At 57.1% G+C, this 19233-nt stretch carries 19 protein-coding genes, 3 tRNA genes and 1 other RNA gene; 5 read left to right on the top strand and 18 right to left on the bottom strand.

Annotation, left to right across the window (positions count from 1 at the left end; all coding sequences use genetic code 11):
* Nucleotides 1–72 precede the first annotated feature (72 nt).
* Entirely contained in the window at nucleotides 73–1125 is a 1053-nt protein-coding gene (aroG, locus tag HFD95_RS04975) for a 3-deoxy-7-phosphoheptulonate synthase AroG (protein WP_010669658.1), read from the bottom strand.
* 287 nt (nucleotides 1126–1412) lie between these two features.
* Here aroG and HFD95_RS04970 point away from each other — a divergent pair, with 287 nt between their 5' ends.
* The 4 genes from HFD95_RS04970 (at nucleotide 1413) to zitB (ending at nucleotide 6481) form a co-directional block, all read left to right on the top strand.
* Nucleotides 1413–1781, top strand: a complete 369-nt coding sequence (locus HFD95_RS04970; RefSeq protein WP_022626030.1) for a YbgS-like family protein — start codon at nucleotides 1413–1415, stop codon at nucleotides 1779–1781.
* Nucleotides 1782–1879: 98 nt separating this feature from the next.
* Entirely contained in the window at nucleotides 1880–2461 is a 582-nt protein-coding gene (locus HFD95_RS04965) for a response regulator transcription factor (protein WP_033756983.1), read from the top strand.
* A gap of 14 nt (nucleotides 2462–2475) precedes the next feature.
* Nucleotides 2476–5520 carry an ATP-binding protein gene (locus HFD95_RS04960; RefSeq protein WP_181955255.1) on the top strand — a complete coding sequence of 1015 codons (3045 nt, stop codon included), beginning with the start codon at nucleotides 2476–2478 and terminating at the stop codon, nucleotides 5518–5520.
* Nucleotides 5498–6481, top strand: coding sequence for a CDF family zinc transporter ZitB (zitB, locus tag HFD95_RS04955; RefSeq protein WP_022626033.1), 984 nt, complete (start codon nucleotides 5498–5500; stop codon nucleotides 6479–6481). The genes HFD95_RS04960 and zitB overlap by 23 nt, the downstream gene beginning before the upstream one ends.
* Here zitB and pnuC read toward each other — a convergent pair.
* The 3 genes from pnuC to HFD95_RS04940 form a co-directional block, all read right to left on the bottom strand.
* Nucleotides 6475–7197: a nicotinamide riboside transporter PnuC gene (pnuC, locus tag HFD95_RS04950; RefSeq protein WP_010260155.1), complete on the bottom strand. Its 723-nt coding sequence runs from the start codon at nucleotides 7195–7197 to the stop codon at nucleotides 6475–6477. The two genes, zitB and pnuC, sit on opposite strands and share 7 nt — an antisense overlap.
* Nucleotides 7198–7221: 24 nt before the next feature.
* Entirely contained in the window at nucleotides 7222–8283 is a 1062-nt protein-coding gene (gene nadA, locus HFD95_RS04945; protein ID WP_022626034.1) for a quinolinate synthase NadA, read from the bottom strand.
* A 126-nt stretch (nucleotides 8284–8409) separates the two neighbouring features.
* On the bottom strand, nucleotides 8410–8952 hold the full coding sequence (locus HFD95_RS04940) for a methylated-DNA--[protein]-cysteine S-methyltransferase (RefSeq protein WP_167429906.1): 543 nt from the start codon (nucleotides 8950–8952) through the stop codon (nucleotides 8410–8412).
* A gap of 158 nt (nucleotides 8953–9110) precedes the next feature.
* Here HFD95_RS04940 and HFD95_RS04935 point away from each other — a divergent pair, with 158 nt between their 5' ends.
* The gene (locus HFD95_RS04935) at nucleotides 9111–10586 is read left to right on the top strand and encodes an AlkA N-terminal domain-containing protein (RefSeq protein ID WP_010260146.1); all 1476 of its coding nucleotides are present in this window, start codon (nucleotides 9111–9113) and stop codon (nucleotides 10584–10586) included.
* A gap of 571 nt (nucleotides 10587–11157) precedes the next feature.
* Here HFD95_RS04935 and HFD95_RS04930 read toward each other — a convergent pair.
* The 14 genes from HFD95_RS04930 to cydB all read right to left on the bottom strand — a co-directional run bounded on the left by HFD95_RS04930 (nucleotide 11158) and on the right by cydB (nucleotide 19228).
* Nucleotides 11158–11291: non-coding RNA, RtT sRNA (locus HFD95_RS04930), on the bottom strand.
* A gap of 43 nt (nucleotides 11292–11334) precedes the next feature.
* Nucleotides 11335–11410: transfer RNA gene (locus HFD95_RS04925), tRNA-Lys, on the bottom strand.
* A gap of 46 nt (nucleotides 11411–11456) precedes the next feature.
* Nucleotides 11457–11532, bottom strand: a tRNA-Lys gene (locus HFD95_RS04920).
* A 70-nt stretch (nucleotides 11533–11602) separates the two neighbouring features.
* Nucleotides 11603–11678, bottom strand: a tRNA-Lys gene (locus HFD95_RS04915).
* A 164-nt stretch (nucleotides 11679–11842) separates the two neighbouring features.
* A complete protein-coding gene (gene cpoB, locus HFD95_RS04910; protein ID WP_010260773.1) occupies nucleotides 11843–12637 on the bottom strand; it encodes a cell division protein CpoB in 795 nt (264 codons plus the stop codon).
* A 9-nt stretch (nucleotides 12638–12646) separates the two neighbouring features.
* Nucleotides 12647–13177 carry a peptidoglycan-associated lipoprotein Pal gene (pal, locus tag HFD95_RS04905; RefSeq protein ID WP_010260771.1) on the bottom strand — a complete coding sequence of 177 codons (531 nt, stop codon included), beginning with the start codon at nucleotides 13175–13177 and terminating at the stop codon, nucleotides 12647–12649.
* Nucleotides 13178–13227: 50 nt separating this feature from the next.
* Nucleotides 13228–14523 carry a Tol-Pal system beta propeller repeat protein TolB gene (gene tolB / locus HFD95_RS04900; protein WP_010260769.1) on the bottom strand — a complete coding sequence of 432 codons (1296 nt, stop codon included), beginning with the start codon at nucleotides 14521–14523 and terminating at the stop codon, nucleotides 13228–13230.
* A 115-nt stretch (nucleotides 14524–14638) separates the two neighbouring features.
* Nucleotides 14639–15940, bottom strand: coding sequence for a cell envelope integrity protein TolA (gene tolA, locus HFD95_RS04895; RefSeq protein ID WP_022626037.1), 1302 nt, complete (start codon nucleotides 15938–15940; stop codon nucleotides 14639–14641).
* 27 nt (nucleotides 15941–15967) lie between these two features.
* Nucleotides 15968–16396: a colicin uptake protein TolR gene (gene tolR / locus HFD95_RS04890; protein ID WP_010260764.1), complete on the bottom strand. Its 429-nt coding sequence runs from the start codon at nucleotides 16394–16396 to the stop codon at nucleotides 15968–15970.
* Between the two features lie 13 nt (nucleotides 16397–16409).
* Nucleotides 16410–17096, bottom strand: coding sequence for a Tol-Pal system protein TolQ (tolQ, locus tag HFD95_RS04885; RefSeq protein WP_010260762.1), 687 nt, complete (start codon nucleotides 17094–17096; stop codon nucleotides 16410–16412).
* Nucleotides 17093–17497, bottom strand: a complete 405-nt coding sequence (gene ybgC, locus HFD95_RS04880; RefSeq protein WP_010260759.1) for a tol-pal system-associated acyl-CoA thioesterase — start codon at nucleotides 17495–17497, stop codon at nucleotides 17093–17095. Before ybgC ends, tolQ begins: the two co-directional genes overlap by 4 nt.
* 178 nt (nucleotides 17498–17675) lie before the next feature.
* On the bottom strand, nucleotides 17676–17969 hold the full coding sequence (ybgE, locus tag HFD95_RS04875) for a cyd operon protein YbgE (protein ID WP_010260756.1): 294 nt from the start codon (nucleotides 17967–17969) through the stop codon (nucleotides 17676–17678).
* On the bottom strand, nucleotides 17969–18073 hold the full coding sequence (gene cydX / locus HFD95_RS04870) for a cytochrome bd-I oxidase subunit CydX (RefSeq protein ID WP_010260755.1): 105 nt from the start codon (nucleotides 18071–18073) through the stop codon (nucleotides 17969–17971). Before cydX ends, ybgE begins: the two co-directional genes overlap by 1 nt.
* Before the next feature lie 15 nt (nucleotides 18074–18088).
* Nucleotides 18089–19228: a cytochrome d ubiquinol oxidase subunit II gene (gene cydB, locus HFD95_RS04865; protein WP_010260752.1), complete on the bottom strand. Its 1140-nt coding sequence runs from the start codon at nucleotides 19226–19228 to the stop codon at nucleotides 18089–18091.
* Between the last annotated feature and the right edge of the window lie 5 nt (nucleotides 19229–19233).

Here is a 19233-nt window from a genome sequence, read left to right as displayed (position 1 = left end):
CAAATCGCAGGGAATACGGTCAATGGCACAATCCTCAACGCGAACCGGGTCAGACCTTGTCAGTTATCCCACTCAGCCGCGGCGCTGTTTAACCGCTGCCGCCAGCTGACGCAGCACCTTGTCGGTATCTTCCCAGCCGATACAGGCGTCGGTGACGCTTTTGCCATAGACCAGCGGCTCGCCGCTCTCCAGACTCTGGTTGCCTTCCACCAGATGACTCTCGATCATCACACCGACAATCGCCTGCTCACCATTAATCAGCTGCTGTGAGACATCGTCTGCCACAACCATCTGACGCTGGAACTGCTTGCTGCTGTTGGCGTGGCTGAAATCGATCATCACCTGCTGTGGCAGACCCGCTTTTGCCAGGCCCTCTTTGACCTCTGCAACATGCTGCGCACTGTAGTTCGGCTCTTTGCCGCCGCGCAGAATGATATGGCAGTCACCGTTGCCGCTGGTTTCCACAATGGCGGAGTGACCATACTTCGTCACAGACAGGAAACAGTGCGGCGATCCCGCCGCGTTAATGGCATCGATCGCCACCTTAATGGTGCCATCGGTGCCGTTTTTGAAGCCGACCGGACAGGAGAGACCGGACGCCAGCTCACGGTGAACCTGGGATTCCGTGGTGCGCGCGCCAATCGCGCCCCAGCTCATCAGGTCAGCCACATATTGCGGGGTAATCATATCCAGAAACTCGCCCGCCGCCGGTAAGCCGCTGTCGTTAATATCCAGCAGCAGTTTACGCGCCAGACGCAGACCGTCATTGAGCTGGTAGCTGTTATCCATGTAGGGATCGTTGATCAGCCCTTTCCAGCCCACCGTGGTGCGCGGCTTTTCAAAATAGACCCGCATCACCACTTCCAGCTCGCCTTTCAGCTCATCACGCAGCGCCAGCAGGCGGTCGGCATACTCTTTTGCCGCTTCAGTGTCATGAATTGAGCAGGGGCCGATCACCACCAGCAGGCGATCGTCCTTGCCCTGCAGGATCTGATGAATCGCCTGACGGGCCTGTGAAACGGTCTGTGCAGCACGATCGGTCGCCGGGAATTTTTCGAGCAGCGCAACCGGGGGTAACAGCTCTTTAATCTCTTTGATGCGTAAGTCATCGTTCTGGTAATTCATACTGATTCCATATTATTTCTGGCCCGGCGCCCGCCGGACACAACCTGCCCAATGTAGCCCGAAGCGCCTGGGGTGTAAATTCCCGCTGCGGGTTAAATGTGCGGGTGATATTTGCATTAATCAGGTTAGCGACTAGACTTTTTAATGGTAAGCACTGAGGAACGTCCCGCTTACCAAATTAAATCACCCTGTTTAAGCCAACCGGCGAATTATATTTCGTCAGGGATTTTCTTACCCGAAATTGCACCTCTGGGCTTAAAGCATCTTCATTTATTAACGGGAGCATAATGATGAAAAAGTTTGCCTTACTCTTTTTGACAGCAGCAATGACACTGAGCAGCGGTGCGGTACTGGCTGCAGACAGCAGCAGCAATAACGGTACATCGAATCAGGCAGCCAGTGCAGGTGCAGCAGCGGGCGGAGCGAAAGAGAATCTGCCGCCAAATAATGTCGATAACAGCAAAATTAATAACACTGGCAACGATACCAATCCTGCAACGTCCGGCAGCACCACCAGCCATGGTAATATGTCTGCTAACGAAATGGACCAGAACGCCCAGTGTAAAGATGGTAAATGTCCGAACATCAATAAAAAAGTTCAGACTAAAGTGGGCGGCGGTGACGTAGATACTAAAACCGACGGTACCACCCAGTAATTCTGTTTAGCCAGGAGAGCTGACGCTCTCCTGGTTTTTCTCCCCTCTGTCCCACTCTTCCGCTATGCTAATCCTGTGAATTTTACAGGAAATCCTTCATGGCCGTTTTGCTTCTGATTGACGATCATCCGCTGGTTGAAGTGGCACTTGAAGCCGCTCTGAGCCAGTCGCCTATTCCGGTTCAGCTCCTCTCTGCCAGCAGTGAAAAAGCCGCCCGTCCCCTGCTTCAGCAGCCACTGGACATCATCGTGCTGGATATTGGCCTGCCGGACAGCGATGGGCTGGAATTCCTGCGTCGCCTGAAGATCCATCGGCCCGACTGTCCGGTATTGATCTACTCTGCTCAGCAGACCCGCCACTATGTGCGTCGCGCCCAGGCGCTGGGTGCCGCCGGTTATGTGGTGAAGAGCCAGCGCATGGCGCAGCTGCTTAGCGCTATCCTGGCGGTGCTGGGCGGTCAGACGGCGTTTCCGGTGATGGATGATGAGCCGGAACTCCCGCTGACCCAGAAAGAGCGTCAGATTCTGGCGCTGCTGGCCAGCGGCCTGTCCAATCTGCAAATCGCCGCCCAGTTGCACATCAGTAATAAAACGGTCAGCACCCATAAAAAGAACATTCTGGAAAAAACCGGCGCCCGTTCGGTGGTGGAACTGGCTGACCTGTGGAAGGCGCAGCAGTGAGAACTCTCCTGCTGATGTTGCTGTTGCTGTGCGGATCCGTTCTGGCTGAGGTGCGTCCGGTGAGCAGCATCAATCTGCCGATGATGCTGCCGGTGACACACGCGGAAACCATGCAGGGCAAAATCCTGCGAGTTGGCCTGCTGGAAGAGAACCACGCCCCCTGGGCGATGCGCATCGGCAACGACCTGTATGGCATCAATGCTGACTATCTTTCCGCACTGCGCCAGCTGACTGGCGCGCAGTTCAGCCTCAACCTCTACAGCGATCAGCCGCATCTGATGCAGGCGCTGAACAGCGGCCAGATCGATTTTGCGCTTGGCATGTGGATTTCTCCCCTGCCAGCCGGCGCGCTGAGCAGCGATAACTGGTACAGCAGCCCGCTTCGGGTCTACCGCAATCAGCAAAACCAGCGTGCCGTGATGTTTAACAGCCAGAATGCCCAACTGGCGATCAGCGAAAGCACGCTGGCACAACTGCCGCCTGCGCTGGCGGCCCGCCACAGCTGGCGACACTACAGCAGTGATCTGCAGGCGCTCTATACCCTGCTGAATCAGCAGAATGATTATGTGGTGGCGGATGAGACCAGCGCCGGTTTTCTGCTGAGCCAGCTGCAACAGGGCCAGATTTATCAGATCGCCTCACACATCGAGGCCGGACAGCTCAACCTGCGCGCGGTCTCCCGCGATCCGGAGCTTATCAGCTGGATTAATCAGAGCCTGCGTCAGTTGCCAGCAGAACTGATGAACACGCTACAGGCGCGCTGGAGCAGTACCCTGCCGCGCTACCAGGATACGCAGACCCTGATGCTCAGCCCCACTGAACGCGCCTGGATTGCCGATCATCCGCGTATTACTTACACCGCCGAACCGGACAACTATCCCTGGAGTTATCGCGATGCCAGCGGGACCGCCAGAGGCTATGGCGTGGATTTGCTGAAAGCGATAGCTCAGAGCACCGGCCTGCAGTTTGAACCGGTGTGGGTCAGCAATCCGCGTCAGGCGAACACGCTGATCGGTCAGCAGCAGGCGATGCTGCAGCTGATGCAGCCGCTGAACGGCGATGCGATGCAGAGCACCTCGCTGCCGGTGTGGCGCGCGCTGTGGGGCATCTACACCCTCCAGCCCGATACGCTGGCGCACTGGCGCGACCTGCGCGGCAAGCGGGTCGGCGTGTTACAGAATGACCTGGCGCTGCGTCTGCTGCCTGCGGATCTGCAGCCGCTGCAGTTTGCCGATCGTAATAGCCTCTATGACGCGCTGGCAAAAGGGCAGATCGATGCGCTGGTCGATAACGTGCTCTCCGCCCGCTGGCGTATCGCCAGCCGCGATGATGCGCGCATCCACCTCGCCTTTGCCGCCAGCGACATCGCCTGGCCGATCGCGCTGGGCGTGACGGCTGACCAGCCGGTGCTGCGCACCCTGCTGGATCGCGCGCTGCAGCAGATCCCGGCTGACACACAGAGTCAGATGCGCGACAGCTGGTCAACCCCGCCACAGCCCGGCAGCGTGATGGTGATGCGTTCGCTGCCGATGATGGTGCTGGCGGTGGCAGGTGCGGCCATTGCGCTGCTGCTGTTGCTGCTGGCGCGCCGCTACTGGCAACAGCGCCGGGAGCGTCAGCAGCGTGAACAGGCTGAGCACGCCAATGCGATGAAGAGCCAGTTCCTGGCGACCGTCAGCCATGAGCTGCGCACGCCGATGCAGGCGATCCTCGGACTGCTGGAGCTGGAGAAGCAGCAGCACAGCAGCCAGAACCTGACGCTGCTGCACAGCAGTGCGCAATCGCTGCTGACGTTGCTGAATGATCTGCAGGATCATGCGCGCATCGAGAGCAACAGTTTTACCCTGGCCCCCCGTCCGCTGTCGCTGGCGCAGTGGCTCAATCAGCAGCAGCACTTTTATCACCCGTTAATGCGCGAAGACGGCCCGCATCTGATCGTCGAGGCGCTGACGCCGCTGCCTGATGCCGTGATGATCGATGCCGATCGCCTGCAGCAGGTGGTCAACAACCTGATGACCAATGCGCTGAAATTTACCCGCCACGGCGCGATTCGCCTGACGCTGGCCGCACAGCAACAACAGCTGATTCTGACGGTGAGCGACAGCGGCAGCGGCATTCCGCCAGAGGAGCAGCAGAAGCTGTTCGATCCCTGGTATCAGGCGCCGTCCGGTAAATCGGTTTCGGTGCAGGGCAGCGGCCTGGGGCTGTTTATCTGCCGGGAAATGGTGCAGCGGATGGGCGGCGACATCCGGCTCGCCTCTGAACCCGGTCACGGCACCCAGGTCACCGTGACGCTGCCACTGGCGGTCTGCGCACCAGCAAACCACGTGGATGAAACCGCCCTTCCCGACCTTCCACCGCTGCGGGTGGCGATTGTCGATGACCATCCGACCAATCTGCTGGTGATGCAGCAGCAGCTGTCGCGTTTTGCGATTCAGGCTGACATCTTTGAGCAGGGACGCGCACTACTGCAGGCCGATGCGCAACAGCCTTATGACCTGCTGTTTATCGACCAGATGATGCCGCGGCCTGACGGCACGCTGCTGCTGCGGATATTGCGGCGGCGTGACCGTCAGCGGAAGCGTCAGGCGATGCGGGTGCTCTGCTCCGCGGATGCCCAGCTGCTGTCACGACCGCTGGAGGCGCGGGAGCGGGTAGTGATCAAACCGGTGCAGTTAGCCGATCTCAGCGCGCTGCTGGCAGAGTGGCAGGAAGATCCGCTGGCGGCGCTGGATGATAATCTGTGGCAACTGGCGCAGCAGAATGAGAAATTCCTCCGCCGTCTGAGCCAGACGCTGCACAACACGGTGACGCAGGATCTGGCCGTGATGCGCGAAGCACGCGAGCGCGAGGAGTGGATGCCGTTCGCCGAAGCGGCACACCGGATGAAAGGAAGCTGGTTACTGGTGGGACTGGATCACGGCGCACAGCTCAGCCAGCAACTGGCGGAGCAGGCAAAACAGCATCAGGACACGTCTGAGACGTGGCAATTACTGATATTATTAGCAAACAGGTTACTGAAAAAACTGGAATCTTATGGCACATACCCACACTCATAGCGGGCAGGATAGTAATCGCACGCGTCTGGCGGCCGCCTTCGGGGTGACCGTTGTCTTTATGGTGGCTGAAGTGATTGGCGGCTGGCTCTCGGGTTCACTGGCGTTGCTGGCGGACGCCGGGCATATGCTGACCGATGCCGCCGCGCTGCTGATGGCCCTGCTGGCGGTGCAGTTCTCGCGCCGTAAACCCAATGCACGCCACACCTTTGGCCTGCTGCGTCTGACCACGCTGGCCGCATTTGTTAACGCCATTGCGCTGCTGGGCATTACCGCACTGATCGTCTGGGAGGCGGTGCGCCGCTTTGCCGACCCGCAACCGGTGACCGGCGGCCTGATGCTGGGGATTGCTATTGGCGGCCTGCTGGCCAATATTCTGTCGTTCTGGCTGCTGCATCACGGCAGCGAAGAGAAGAATCTCAACGTGCGGGCCGCGGCGCTACATGTGATGGGCGACCTGCTTGGCTCGGTGGGTGCGATTGTCGCGGCGGTGATTATTATGCTGACCGGCTGGACCCCAATCGACCCGATTCTTTCGTTGCTGGTGTCACTGCTGGTGCTGCGCAGCGCCTGGGCGCTGCTGCGTGAGAGTCTGCAGGAGTTACTGGAAGGGGCGCCGCGTTCGCTGGATGTGAACCGGCTGATACGGGATCTCACCCTGAACATCGCAGAGGTGCGCAATGTTCACCATGTGCATCTGTGGCAGGTGGGCGAAAAGCCGATGCTGACGCTGCATGCGCAGGTGATCCCGCCTTACGATCACGATGCGCTGCTGCATCGTATCCACGACTATCTGCGCCAGCACTATCAGATTGCGCACGCAACCGTGCAGATGGAGTATCAGCCCTGTGCCGGTGCCGAGTGTGAACTCGGCTTAAGCGGCGCTGCCGCCACCGGCCATGATCACAGCCATTCACACGACCATGAGCATGCTCACGCTAAAGGCGAAGTGCACACTCACTGAGCCGACAGCGCGCGGGAACCCTGTTGCCGCGCGCTGCGGATCCACATGCGTGAGCCGTTCAGCGCAATCAGCGTCAGAATCACATACTCCAGCGACATCGCATAGACGCCCTGACGGGCAAAAATCATCACGCTAATCACGTTGATGATGACCCACAGCAGCCAGTTCTCAACATATTTGCGCGTCATCAGCACCATCGCCGCAATCGACAACACCATCATGCAGGAGTCCCAGAACGGGAACGCATCCGGCTGCAGCGCGGGCATCGCCACCGACAGGCCAAGGCCGTTCATCAGCGTGACGGCCGCACGGGTTAACAGCGCAAACACCGGATCGATATAGAGGGTCATCAGCGCAATCGCAATCACACAGCCCGCCGTCCAGGCCAGCGCCTTAGGCAGCGGCAGCCAGCGGATTTTCAGCGCCGCCTGATGATCGGAGGTTTGCCGACTCCAGGCGTACCAGCCGTAGATATTGGCGGCAAAAAAGAAGAGCTGCAGCAGCAGGCTGGCGTAGAGCTGGATCTGAAAGAAAATCACCGCAAACAGCGTGACGTTAATCAGGCCAAAGGGATAGTTGATGATTTTTTCCAGGCTGGCAAACCAGATGCAGAGTAAGCCCGCCAGCGTGCCGATAGCCTCAATCCATGAGAGATCGTAGCCTCCGGCACCCAGAGGAATGTGAACCAGAATATTATGTGTGCTGAAGAAGTCCATGCTGAGCACCTGTCCGGAAAACGCTTACGCGTTTCCCTTCACGTTGAGTTTAAGTTCCGCTGCAAAGGATAGCATGCGATTAAGCGGCAGTAACGCCGCCTCACGCAGCGTCTCATCCACCTGAATCTCATGTTCCACCCCACCCGACTCCAGCGCCTCTGCGATGGCTTTAAGGCCGTTCATCGCCATCCAGGGACAGTGAGCACAACTGCGGCAGGTGGCACCTTCACCGGCGGTCGGCGCTTCAAGCAGCTCTTTATCCGGCACCGCCTGCTGCATTTTGTAGAAGATGCCGCGATCGGTCGCCACAATCATCTGCGGATGCGGCAGGGATTTGGCGGCCTGAATCAGCTGGCTGGTCGAGCCGACCGCATCGGCCAGATCGACAATCGCCTGCGGTGACTCAGGATGCACCAGCACTGCCGCGTCGGGATAGAGCGCTTTCATACGCTGCAGCGCCTGGGTTTTGAACTCGTCGTGCACAATGCAGGCACCCTGCCAGCAGAGCACGTCCGCGCCCGATTTTTGGGTGACGTAGCGGCCAAGATGGCGATCCGGCGCCCAGATAATTTTTTCGCCCAGACTGTCGAGGTGCTCAATCAGCTCGACCGCAATGCTTGAAGTCACCACCCAGTCGGCCCGCGCTTTTACCGCCGCCGAAGTATTGGCGTAGACCACCACGGTGCGATCGGGATGGGCGTCGCAAAAGGCGTTAAACTCTTCAATCGGGCAGCCGAGATCCAGTGAGCACTCCGCCTGCAGCGTCGGCATCAGTACGGTTTTCTCCGGGCTGAGGATTTTGGCGGTTTCCCCCATAAAGCGCACGCCGGCCACCAGCAGTGTCGTCGCCGAATGGTTGCTGCCAAAGCGTGCCATCTCCAGCGAGTCGGAAACGCAGCCGCCCGTCTCTTCTGCCAGCGCCTGAATTTCCGGATCGGTGTAGTAGTGCGCCACCATCACCGCGTTTCGCGCCTTCAGCAGCGCTTTAATTTTCTCACGGTAGAACGCCTTCTCGTCGTCACTCAGACGGGCGGGTTTGGGCGGAAAGGGATAAACGGCGCTTTCTGGATCGAACATCACACTCATGACACAGCTCTCGTTTTGTCTAATTAACGAAAATCGCCTGTTCCGGCGACTTATGGCGTCGAATCCGCCATCGTGTTTTATATGCTAAACACGATAGCGGAAAAGCCTGCCTGTGTCGTGCGATATTTATTCTGTCTGCATCACAGCGCCGACCCTGCCGGGCTGCGTTTCATCTGCCAGTACCAGCGGTTTTTGCGGCGCTTCCAGTGCCAGCAGAAAGGCTTTGATATCCAGTCCGCCCGCAAAGCCGGTCAGCTTGCCGTTGGCTCCAATCACGCGGTGGCACGGTGCGACAATCGAGAGCGGATTACGCCCATTGGCCGCCCCGACGGCACGCACCGCCAGCGGATGGCCGATCTCCCGCGCAATCTGGCTGTAGCTGCGCGTCTCACCAAACGGGATAGCCACCAGCGCCTGCCAGACTTTTTTCTGAAACTCAGTGCCGACAAAATCGAGCGGCAGCTCAAAGCAGCGACGAGCACCGGTGAAGTACTCGCTGAGCTGACGCTCAGTTTCGATCAGAATGGTATGATCGTCATCGCGCGTTTGCGGCAAAAACCGGGTGCGTTTTGGATCGTCGTTTTCCCACAAAATACCCGCCAGGCCGCTATCGCTGGCGACCAGTTTCAGTTCACCCACCGGGGTGACTATCGGTTTGAAGTAGAACATGGTGATTCTCCCGTCACGATTCTGTCACCTATTATCGCACTTTTCATCAGCCTGACTGGCTGTTTTCGGTCATGGCGATAAACTGTTGTGCTGTCCGAAAACAGCCAGTCTGCCGGGATTCACCGGTGTAGGCTGCGCTTATTTACCGGAGAACTGCCATGCTCGATCCCGACATTGCCTATCAGGCGCTGACCTCTCGTGATACCCGCTTTGACGGCGTTTTCTTTGTTGGCGTGACCTCAACCGGTATCTATTGTCGTCCGGTCTGCCCGGTCAAAGCGCCGATGCAGAAGAACTGCCTTTTCTTCAGCAGCGCCGAAGCGGCGGAGAAAGCCCGCTTTCGCCCCTGCCTGCGCTGTCGGCCCGAACTGGCACCCGGTAATGCGCCGGTTGATCAGCCGCACCGTGTGGCAGAGCGGCTGGTTCAGCGTATCGAGGAAGGCATGCTGGAGGAACGTGAAGGACTGGAGGCAATTGCCGCTGAATTCGGTATCAGCCTGCGTCAGCTGCGCCGTATCGTGCAGCAGGAGCTGGGTGTCTCGCCGCTGGAACTGAAGCAGACGCGGCGCATGCTGCTGGCTAAACAGCTGCTGACCGAAACCCGGCTGCCGATTATTGACGTTGCCTATGCCAGCGGCTTTGGCAGCCTGCGGCGCTTTAATGATGTCTTCCAGGCGCGTTACCGCATGACGCCAGGCGCGCTGCGCAGGGACGATACGGGCACTCAGTGCGCGCAGCCCGGCGACCGCGTGACGCTGCGGCTGGCCTATCGCCCTCCCTACGACTGGGCGGCGATGCTCTGGTTTTTGCAGACGCATCTGATGAAAGAGGTCGAGGCGGTGGAAGATGGCTGCTGGCGACGCACCGTGGTGCTCGGCCGCTGCCGGGGCTGGGTTTCTGTTTCGCATCTGCCGCAAAAGAATGCGCTGCAGGTGACGCTCTCAACCTCGCTGACGCCGGTTCTGCCTCTGCTGCTGCGCCGTCTGCGTGATCTGTTCGATCTCGACGCACAGCCGCAGCGTATCGCCGCCTGTCTGGCGCAGGACCCACTGCTGGCACCCAGCCTGATCTCGCATCCGGGTCTGCGTGTGCCTGGCGCATTCGACGCCTTTGAGCTGGGCGTGCGCGCCATTATTGGCCAGCAGGTGACGGTCAAAGCGGCCACCACGGTCAGCAGCCGTTTTGCCGCCGCCTTTGGCGAACCCTGTGAGACGCCGTTCGCCGATCTGACCCGCTACACCGCCCATCCTGAACGCATCGCCGGACTGACGGTAGACGATGTCGCGCCGATGGGGATTGTCAGTGCCGCCCGCTCCCGCGCCATCATCGCCTTTGCAAATGCCTGCGCCAGCGGAGATCTGCGTCTTAGTGCCGCTCAGGCGCCAGACGAGGTCATCAAAAAGCTGGTCAGCCTGCCGGGTATTGGTCCCTGGACCGCGCACTACATCGCGATGCGCGCTTTGCGCTGGCCGGATGCCTTTCCCAAAGAGGATATTGCCATCCGGAATAACCTGGGCGGCATGTCATCGAAAGAAGCGGAGGCGCGATCGCAGTCATGGCGTCCCTGGCGCAGCTATGCAGTGATGCATATCTGGGAGAGCCTGGCAGTGGCAAAGGCAAAGAAAAAGCCGTGACGGTTGATGTAAGGATGCAGATAGTCTGCCCTGATCTGCATAGTCGGTATCGCAGAAACTAAAAATGCAGAGCCTCTTCCAGACTGCTTACAAACTCGCACCCGACTGAATCTGACCGCAACGAAAAAGCTCAACGCGCAGGGAACAGGGTCAGAAGAGAATGGCGCGGGCCGACAGCCATCGCCAGAGGCTTTTCCAGACTGCTTACAAACTCGCACCCGACTGGATTTGGCCGCAACGAAAAAGCTCAACGCGCAGGGAACAGGGTCAGAAGAGGAAAGCGTCCCGCGCCTGGGACAAAAACGCCGGGAGCGTTTTTGAACAACGCAACGCGTTGGCCCGGCTACGGGCGCACCTCAGGGATGAGGTGCGTAATCGCGCGGGTTGAGCAGGTCATGGATTGGCTTTAGCGTCTTTCCGATCTGACCCTGTTCTCTGCGCAGGCTCGATCTCACAGCGGAACGGGCCGGAGTTTGCTCACAACTTCAAAAACCAATGACGTTTTGCTTTGAAAAAGTTTTCAGATACCGCAGAAACAAAAAAAGCGCCCTGAGGGCGCTTTTTTCTTAATTGGTGGGTCGTGCAGGATTGCCTCGGCCCATCCGGGGCCTCGCCCTTCGGGTGATGCTGTCGCATCAGCGTGAATCGCCTGGCGATTCAGTCGAACCTGCTGCAGGTTCTCACCCTGCACGGGGAACGCCGTGCCGCAGAAACAAAAAAAGCGCCCTGAGGGCGCTTTTTTCTTAATTGGTGGGTCGTGCAGGATTCGAACCTGCGACCAATTGATTAAAAGTCAACTGCTCTACCAACTGAGCTAACGACCCGCTGGGGGCTTACAACCGTTCAACACGCCAGGCGGCTGAGATAAGATGGTGGGTCGTGCAGGATTCGAACCTGCGACCAATTGATTAAAAGTCAACTGCTCTACCAACTGAGCTAACGACCCATCTTAGGTTGTGAAGCAATGCTGAAGTGTTCTTCTTAAAACTGCGCGGTAAAAGCGCGTCTGAGGAAGATGGTGGGTCGTGCAGGATTCGAACCTGCGACCAATTGATTAAAAGTCAACTGCTCTACCAACTGAGCTAACGACCCATCTTCAGGCTTACCAGACACTTTGCAATGTGTCCCGGCAACGGCGGCATATATTACTGATTTAGCGGGGTAGCGCAACTCTTATTTCTGCTAAATGCTTCAGTTGCTTACCTTTCATACGGCAAGACCAGAAATCACACGATATCTGGCCTGAACCGTACAGATTACAGACTTGTCAGACGTTTTTGCGCCTGCTTAGCAGATTCGGTGTCTGGATAAAGTTTGATCACCTGCTGGAAGACCGCTTTAGCTTTCGCTGTGTCTTTTTTCTCCTGCATGATGACGCCCACTTTCAACAACGCTTCTGCAGCTTTCGGCGACTTCGGATAGTTTTTCACTACCGTGGCGTAATAGTAAGCCGCGTCGTCCTTTTTGCCTTTGTTATAGTTCAGCTGTCCCAGCCAGTAATTGGCGTTCGGCTGATAGGTCGAATCCGGGTAACGTTTTACCCACGCCTGGAGCGCGCTGATCGCCTGATCATACTGTTTCTTCTCCAGAATCAGCGCCACAGCCGCATTGTAATCGCTGTTAGCGTCACCGGTCTGCGCAGGTGCGCTATCCGTTGATGCTGCCGCGCCTGCGGTTGCTGCTGCGCCGGTATCCGCTGCCGCATTACTGCCCGCTGCCTGCTGACCGCCGCTGGTGCTGGCACTGCTCAGGCTGTCAATCTGCTGGTAAAGCTGCTTCTGCCGCTCAACCACCTGATTCAACTGATAGGTGTTTTGCTGGATTTGCCCACGCAGCGCGTCGATATCACGCTGGTTATCGCTCATCTGCTGCTGCAATTGCTGCATCAGCTGTGCCTGGGCATTAGAAATTCGTTCAAGAGTGGTGACACGGTCTTCGACCGAGCCGGAGCCAACGCTACTGATTGACGCTTGGGCATTAGCGGCCCAGGGGGCCGCTACGCCAATCAGTAACGACAGACTCAACAGGTGATGTCTGAAGTTACTAACCATGTGATTCTCTTAGTAGACCAGAACGGCACGACGGTTTTTAGAATACGCTGCTTCGTCATGACCCAGAACAGCTGGCTTCTCTTTACCGTAAGATACGATAGACATCTGATCAGCCGACACGCCTTTGCCCTGCAGGTACATTTTAACCGCGTTAGCACGACGTTCGCCCAGGGCGATGTTGTATTCCGGCGTACCGCGCTCATCCGCATGACCTTCGATGGTCACTTTGTATGACGGGTTGCTGCGCAGGAAGGTTGCATGCTGATCCAGCATCTGTGCGTAATCAGACTGAACGTCATACTTGTCCAGGCCGAAGTACACGATGTTGTTCTGCTGCAGCTGCTGCATCTGCAGACGAGCCTGCTCGTCAGAAGACATGTTGCCGCCGTTGCCGTTCATGCCAGAATTTGCACCGTAAGCGCCGCCATCAGCGCCCATGCCAGTCTGGTCATTGTTGTTGTTCTTGTGTGAGCTACAAGCCGCTACTGCCAGAACCGGCAGAGCCAGCATCAAACCCTTCAGCACTTTGTTCAGTTGCATTTCAAAATCCCATTATTGTTTATTGTTTGTGATGTCTGAACTGTCAGACATTACAGATACGGCGACCAGGCAGGAAATTTTACCTGTCCATCAGTTGCCGGAAGACGCGCTTTGAAACGGCCGTCGGTAGAAACCAACTGCAACACGGAACCCATACCCTGAGTAGAGCTGTAGATTACCATTGTGCCATTGGGTGCCAGGCTCGGCGTTTCATCCAGGAACGTGTCCGTTAACGTTTGAACGGCTCCCGTTTCCAGATCCTGTTTGGCGACGTGTTGAGCACCACCGTTGGTGCTAATCATCACCATTGACTTACCATCTGTTGCGACATCCGCATCCTGGTTCTGACCGCCTTCCCAGGTAATACGTTGTGGCGCGCCACCGTTAAGTCCGACTTTGTAGATTTGTGGAGCACCAGCCTGATCGGAGGTGTAAGCCAGCGTCTGGCTGTCCGGGAACCAGGTCGGTTCGGTGCTGTTATAGCGACCATCGGTAATCTGACGCGTCTGACCTGAGGCCAGATCCATCACATAGAGGTTCAGGCTGCCGGTTTTAGAGAGCGCAAACGCCAGTTTAGAGCCATCCGGCGAGAACGCTGGGGCACCGTTGTGACGTGGATAGGAGGCGATCTGACGGATAGCACCGTTCGACAGCGTCTGTACCACCAGCGCAGATTTGCCGCTTTCAAAGGTCACGTAAGCGACTTTGCTGCCATCCGGAGACCAGGCTGGCGACATCAGCGGCTGTGGTGAACGATGCACGACAAACTGGTTGTAACCATCGTAGTCAGCAACGCGCAGCTCATACGGGAACTGGCCGCCGTTGGTCTGCACCACATAGGCGATACGGGTACGGAAAGCGCCCTTGATGCCGGTCAGCTTCAGGAACGTTTCGTCACTGGCCGTGTGAGCGGCATAACGCAGCCACTGCTTCGTCACTTTATAACTGTTTTGTGCCAGCACGGTACCGGGAGCACCGCCGGTGTCGACCAGCTGGTACGAAACCTGATAGCTGCCATCCGGGTTAGACGCGACCTGACCGACGACCACGGCATCAATGCCGAGTGCACTCCACGCGGCAGGCTGAACTTCCTGCGCGCTGGCAGGCTGCTGTGGCAGACGCGAGCGATCCAGTGGATTAAATTTGCCACTGTTGCGCAGGTCAGCTGCAACGATGCCGCCGATATCTTCCGGCGCTGCGCCAGCACCGGCCCATTTAAACGGCACCACGCCAATCGGGCGCGCAGTGTTGACACCCTGGGTTATCTCAATTCGAACTTCTGCATGCAGCATGGCTGCCCACAGCAGGATAAAAAAGCCTAACGTAACGCGAAGAGCTTGCTTCATTTTATCTCCCTTATCTGAACCTCAGTCCACGATAATTGGCACTGTTCCTGGAAACCACGAGTACAACTTAAGTACGGCACGCTAAACATAGATCAACTTGCCGCCCGTTACTGCATTATTGCGGTTTAAAACGCATTGGGGCGTTTTTAAACACTTCGTAGACCGCCTGCGAAGGCGGCTTCGGAATACGTGCCTGTTTTGCGGCAGCAATCGCGGCCTGACAGAGCGCGGGATCGCCACCCTCTGACTTAACATCAATCAACAAGCCATCAGGCGCAAGTTTAATCCGCAAATCACAGGTTTTTCCGCGATACAGATCCGCATCATAGAATCGGCTCTGAATCGCACTCACAACCTGACCCATGTAGGAGTTGATTTCCGCGCCTGATGCACCCGCTTTCTTCTGGTTTCCCTGCCCTGCTGCGCCACCAGAGGTGCCGCTTTTCGGTGCATTTTTACCGGAAGCAAGTCCACCCAGCAAATCATCGACATCGCTGTCGTTGGCAGCATCGGCGGCGGCTTTCGCTTTAGCATCCGCTTTGGCCTTAGCGGCAGCATCGGCTTTGGCTTTCGCCGCGGCATCGGCTTTCGCTTTGGCGGCAGCTTCCGCCTTCTCTTTGGCGGCCTCTTTAGCCGCTTCCGCTTTCTCTTTTGCTGCTTCTGCGGCTTTCTCTTTCGCCGCCTCTGCGGCTTTTTCTTTGGCCTCAGCTGCTTTTTGTTTAGCCTCTTCAGCCGCTTTGGCTTTGGCATCCGCCGCCGCTTTCACTTTGGCCTCAGCCGCGGCTTTCGCATCTGCTTCAGATTTCGCCTTCGCTTCCGCAACGGCTTTCTCTTTTGCAGCAGCGGCAGCGGCGGCTTTCGCCTGCTGATCAGCCTGCTTCTTTGCTTCGGCTGCGGCCTGTTTCGCCTGCTCAGCCGCGGCTTTTGCCTGCGCATCTGCCTGAGCTTTTGCATCCGCTTTGGCTTTGGCAGCCGCCGCTTCCGCCGTTTTTTGCTGCTCCTGCGCCTGCTTAGCAGCGTCTTCGGCAGCCTTCTGCTGCTCAGCCTGCTGTTTTGCCTCTTCTTTCGCGGTTTCCTGCGCGGCTAAACGCTCTTTTTCCAGCGCTTTCAGACGCTGCTGTTCAGCAGCCTGTTTCTGTTGCAGCTCTTCAGCCTGCTGCTGCGCCTGCTTTTTACGCTGCTGCTCAGCCCGCTGGCTGTCACTTTGCTGGTTCTGCTGACGATTGTATTGACTCACGACGGCACCGGGATCGACCATCACTGCATCAATATCACTGCCTCCGCCACCCGCACTGCTGGCGTCAATGTGCTCATTAAACGAGCTCCAAATCAGCAGCGCGATCAGCACGATATGCAGAATCACCGAAATGATTATCGCGCGCTTTAACTTCTCGTTTTGCTCGGTTGCCTTCGACACACTCGGTTCCCAAAAAACGGTTCGATTTTAAATCGGCTGCGTCATCAAACCGACAGATTTAACACCCGCCTGGTGCAGCAGGTTGAGCGCTTTAATAATTTCATCGTAAGGCACCTCTTTCGCGCCCCCGATCAAAAAGACCGTCTTAGGATTCGCTTCCAGTCGACGCTGCGCTTCGCTGATTACCTGCTCTGGCGGAAGTTGATCCATACGATCGTGATCCACGACCAGGCTGTACTGACCCACGCCCGCCACTTCGACAATCACCGGCGGATTATCATCGCTGGCAACGGTTTTCGAATCGGTCGCATCAGGCAGATCCACTTCCACGCTCTGGGTAATAATGGGCGCCGTTGCCATGAAGATCAGCAACAGCACCAACAGGACGTCCAGTAGCGGAACGATGTTGATTTCCGACTTCAGGTCGCGGCGTTTGCGACCACGTACTCTGGCCATCATTAACCTCTATTTACTTAGCGCTATCGCTGGAGAAAGCCTGGCGATGCAGAATGGCAGTGAACTCTTCCATGAAGTTGTCGTAGCCCTGCTCCAGTTTGTTCACGCGCTGGTTCAGACGGTTGTACGCCATCACCGCCGGAATCGCGGCAAACAGACCGATAGCGGTCGCAATCAACGCTTCAGCGATACCCGGTGCAACCATCTGCAGGGTTGCCTGCTTCACGGCACCCAGTGCGATAAAGGCGTGCATGATCCCCCAGACGGTGCCGAACAGTCCGATATAAGGGCTGATAGAACCGACGGTGCCGAGGAATGGAATGTGGTTTTCCAGCGCTTCCAGCTCACGGTTCATCGAGATGCGCATCGCACGGCTCGCACCATCAATGACCGCTTCCGGCGCATGGCTGTTGGCGCGATGCAGGCGGGCAAACTCTTTAAAGCCGGAATAGAAAATCTGCTCCGAACCACCCAGTTCTTCCCGGCGCTCCTGGCTCTCCTGATAGAGGCGCGAGAGTTCGATGCCGGACCAGAATTTGTCTTCAAACGCCTCCGCTTCTCTTCCCGCCGCATTCAGAATACGTGTGCGCTGAATAATGATGGCCCAGGAGGCAATAGAAAAGCCGATCAAAATCAACATGATAAGTTTGACCAGAAGGCTCGCCTTCAGGAACAAATCAAGAATGTTCATGTCAGTCACTGCTTGAACTCCGCGACAATAGACTTGGGAAGCGCAATCGGCTTCATTAGATGTGGGTTAATGCAGGCAATCAGGACTTCTGCCTCATTGAGCACTTTGCCTTCAGTATTCACGATACGCTGAGTGAACGTCATGGTAGCCCGTGTCATTGATGTGACCTCGCTCTGGATCTCCAGAAGGTCATCAAGACGCGCCGCCGCCAGATAGTCCACCGATATACGCCGTACCACAAAAGCTATCTGCTGTTCTAACAGCGTCTGCTGATTAAAATGGTGCTGTCGCAACATTTCAGTACGTGCTCGTTCATAAAAAGCGATATAGCTGGCGTGATAAACCACACCACCGGCATCAGTATCTTCGTAGTAGACCCGAACCGGCCAGCGAAACAGCGTTGTACTCACTCTACATCCCGGCCTCGTTTTAAACGTTGTTACTATACGCAAGAGAATTGGGGTTGGGAATGGCTCGTCAGAGCCAGGCGAAAATAATTATCGCTCCGTAACAAACGGAACGATTTCAGGGAGATTAATTGACCAGACGCTGACAAAAATTCACTGACAGCGCCGATGAGGCGGGGTCTTAAAGATAAAAACGGTAAAGCGCAATAAATAGCACCAGCATGGCGGGTAACGGGGCAAACAGCGCCTGCCATCGGGTTTGCTGTGGCCGGAAGCCCACACCGTGGATCACCCCACTGCAGACCGCCCAGATCAGCACCAGCCCCTGCAGAGCCGGTAACTGGCCTGCCTGACTGGCAAAGCGTGTCGGATCCCACATCACGCCGCCTGCGGTCAGCAGCGCCAGCAGCAGTGAAAGGGCCCGTAACGGGCCCTTATCCATCAGATCATACAGCATCCGAATTAGCGTTCGCATCAGTGAGGCTCATCCTGCGCTTCAATGTGCTCAATCGCCAGCGCGGTCACGATACCAAAGGCACAGGCCAGCAACGTGCCGAGAATCCAGGCAAAATACCACATGCGACGTCTCCTTAATTAATAGAGTGAGTGACTGTTGCTTTCAATATGCTCTTTGGTGATACGACCAAACATCTTCCAGTAGCACCAGGTGGTGTAGGCCAGAATGATCGGCACAAAGATAGCGGCGGCAACGGTCATGGTTTGCAGCGTCAGCAGGCTGGACGTTGCGTCCCACATGGTCAGGCTCACACCCGGCACCGTGCTGGATGGCATGATGAACGGGAACATTGCAATACCGGCTGTCATGATGACGCAGGCCAGCGTCAGTGAGGAGAACAGGAACGCCCAGGCGCCCTTCTCAACCCGCGAGCAGAGTATGGTCAGCAGCGGCAGCACAGCGCCCAGCAGCGGGAACAGCCACAACACAGGGTGGTTCTGGAAGTTGACCATCCAGGCACCCGCTTCGCGCACCACGGTTTTGCCCAGTGGGTTAGAGGCGGCGAAGTGATCCATAGTGCTGGTCACCACATAACCATCGATACCATATTTCACCCAGACGCCCGCCAGGATAAAGCAGACCATCATCACCAGGGCGGCAAGTTGTGCTGCGGTGCGCGAACGCAGATGCAGTTCGCCGGTAGTGCGCATCTGCAGATAGGTTGCACCCTGCGCCAGAATCATCGCCACACTGACCACACCCGCCAGCAGCCCAAACGGATTCAGCAGTTGGAAGAAGTTACCGGTATAGAACAGGCGCAGATACTCATCGGCATGGAACGGCACGCCCTGTAACAGGTTGCCAAACGCCACGCCAATCACCAGCGGCGGCACGAAGCTGCCAATAAAAATCCCCCAGTCCCAGGCACCGCGCCAGCGATTGTCTTCAATCTTCGAACGGTAATCGAAGCCAACCGGACGGAAGAACAGCGACGCGAGCACCAGAATCATCGCCACGTAGAAGCCAGAGAAGGCTGCCGCGTAAACCATCGGCCAGGCGGCAAACAGCGCGCCACCTGCGGTGATCAGCCAGACCTGGTTACCGTCCCAGTGTGGAGCGATACTGTTAATCATGATGCGACGTTCAGTATCATTCCGGCCCAGAATGCGTGTCAGCATCCCGACACCCATATCAAAACCATCTGCGACGGCAAAACCAATCAGCAGTACGCCAATCAACAGCCACCAGACAAAGCGCAGAACTTCATAATCAAACATAGTCG

It is taken from the genome of Pantoea sp. EKM10T (genome assembly GCF_011800685.1).
Classification (GTDB): domain Bacteria; phylum Pseudomonadota; class Gammaproteobacteria; order Enterobacterales; family Enterobacteriaceae; genus Pantoea; species Pantoea agglomerans.
Note: the sequence above shows the minus strand (reverse complement) of the source record. Positions and strands in the feature narration are given on the sequence as shown.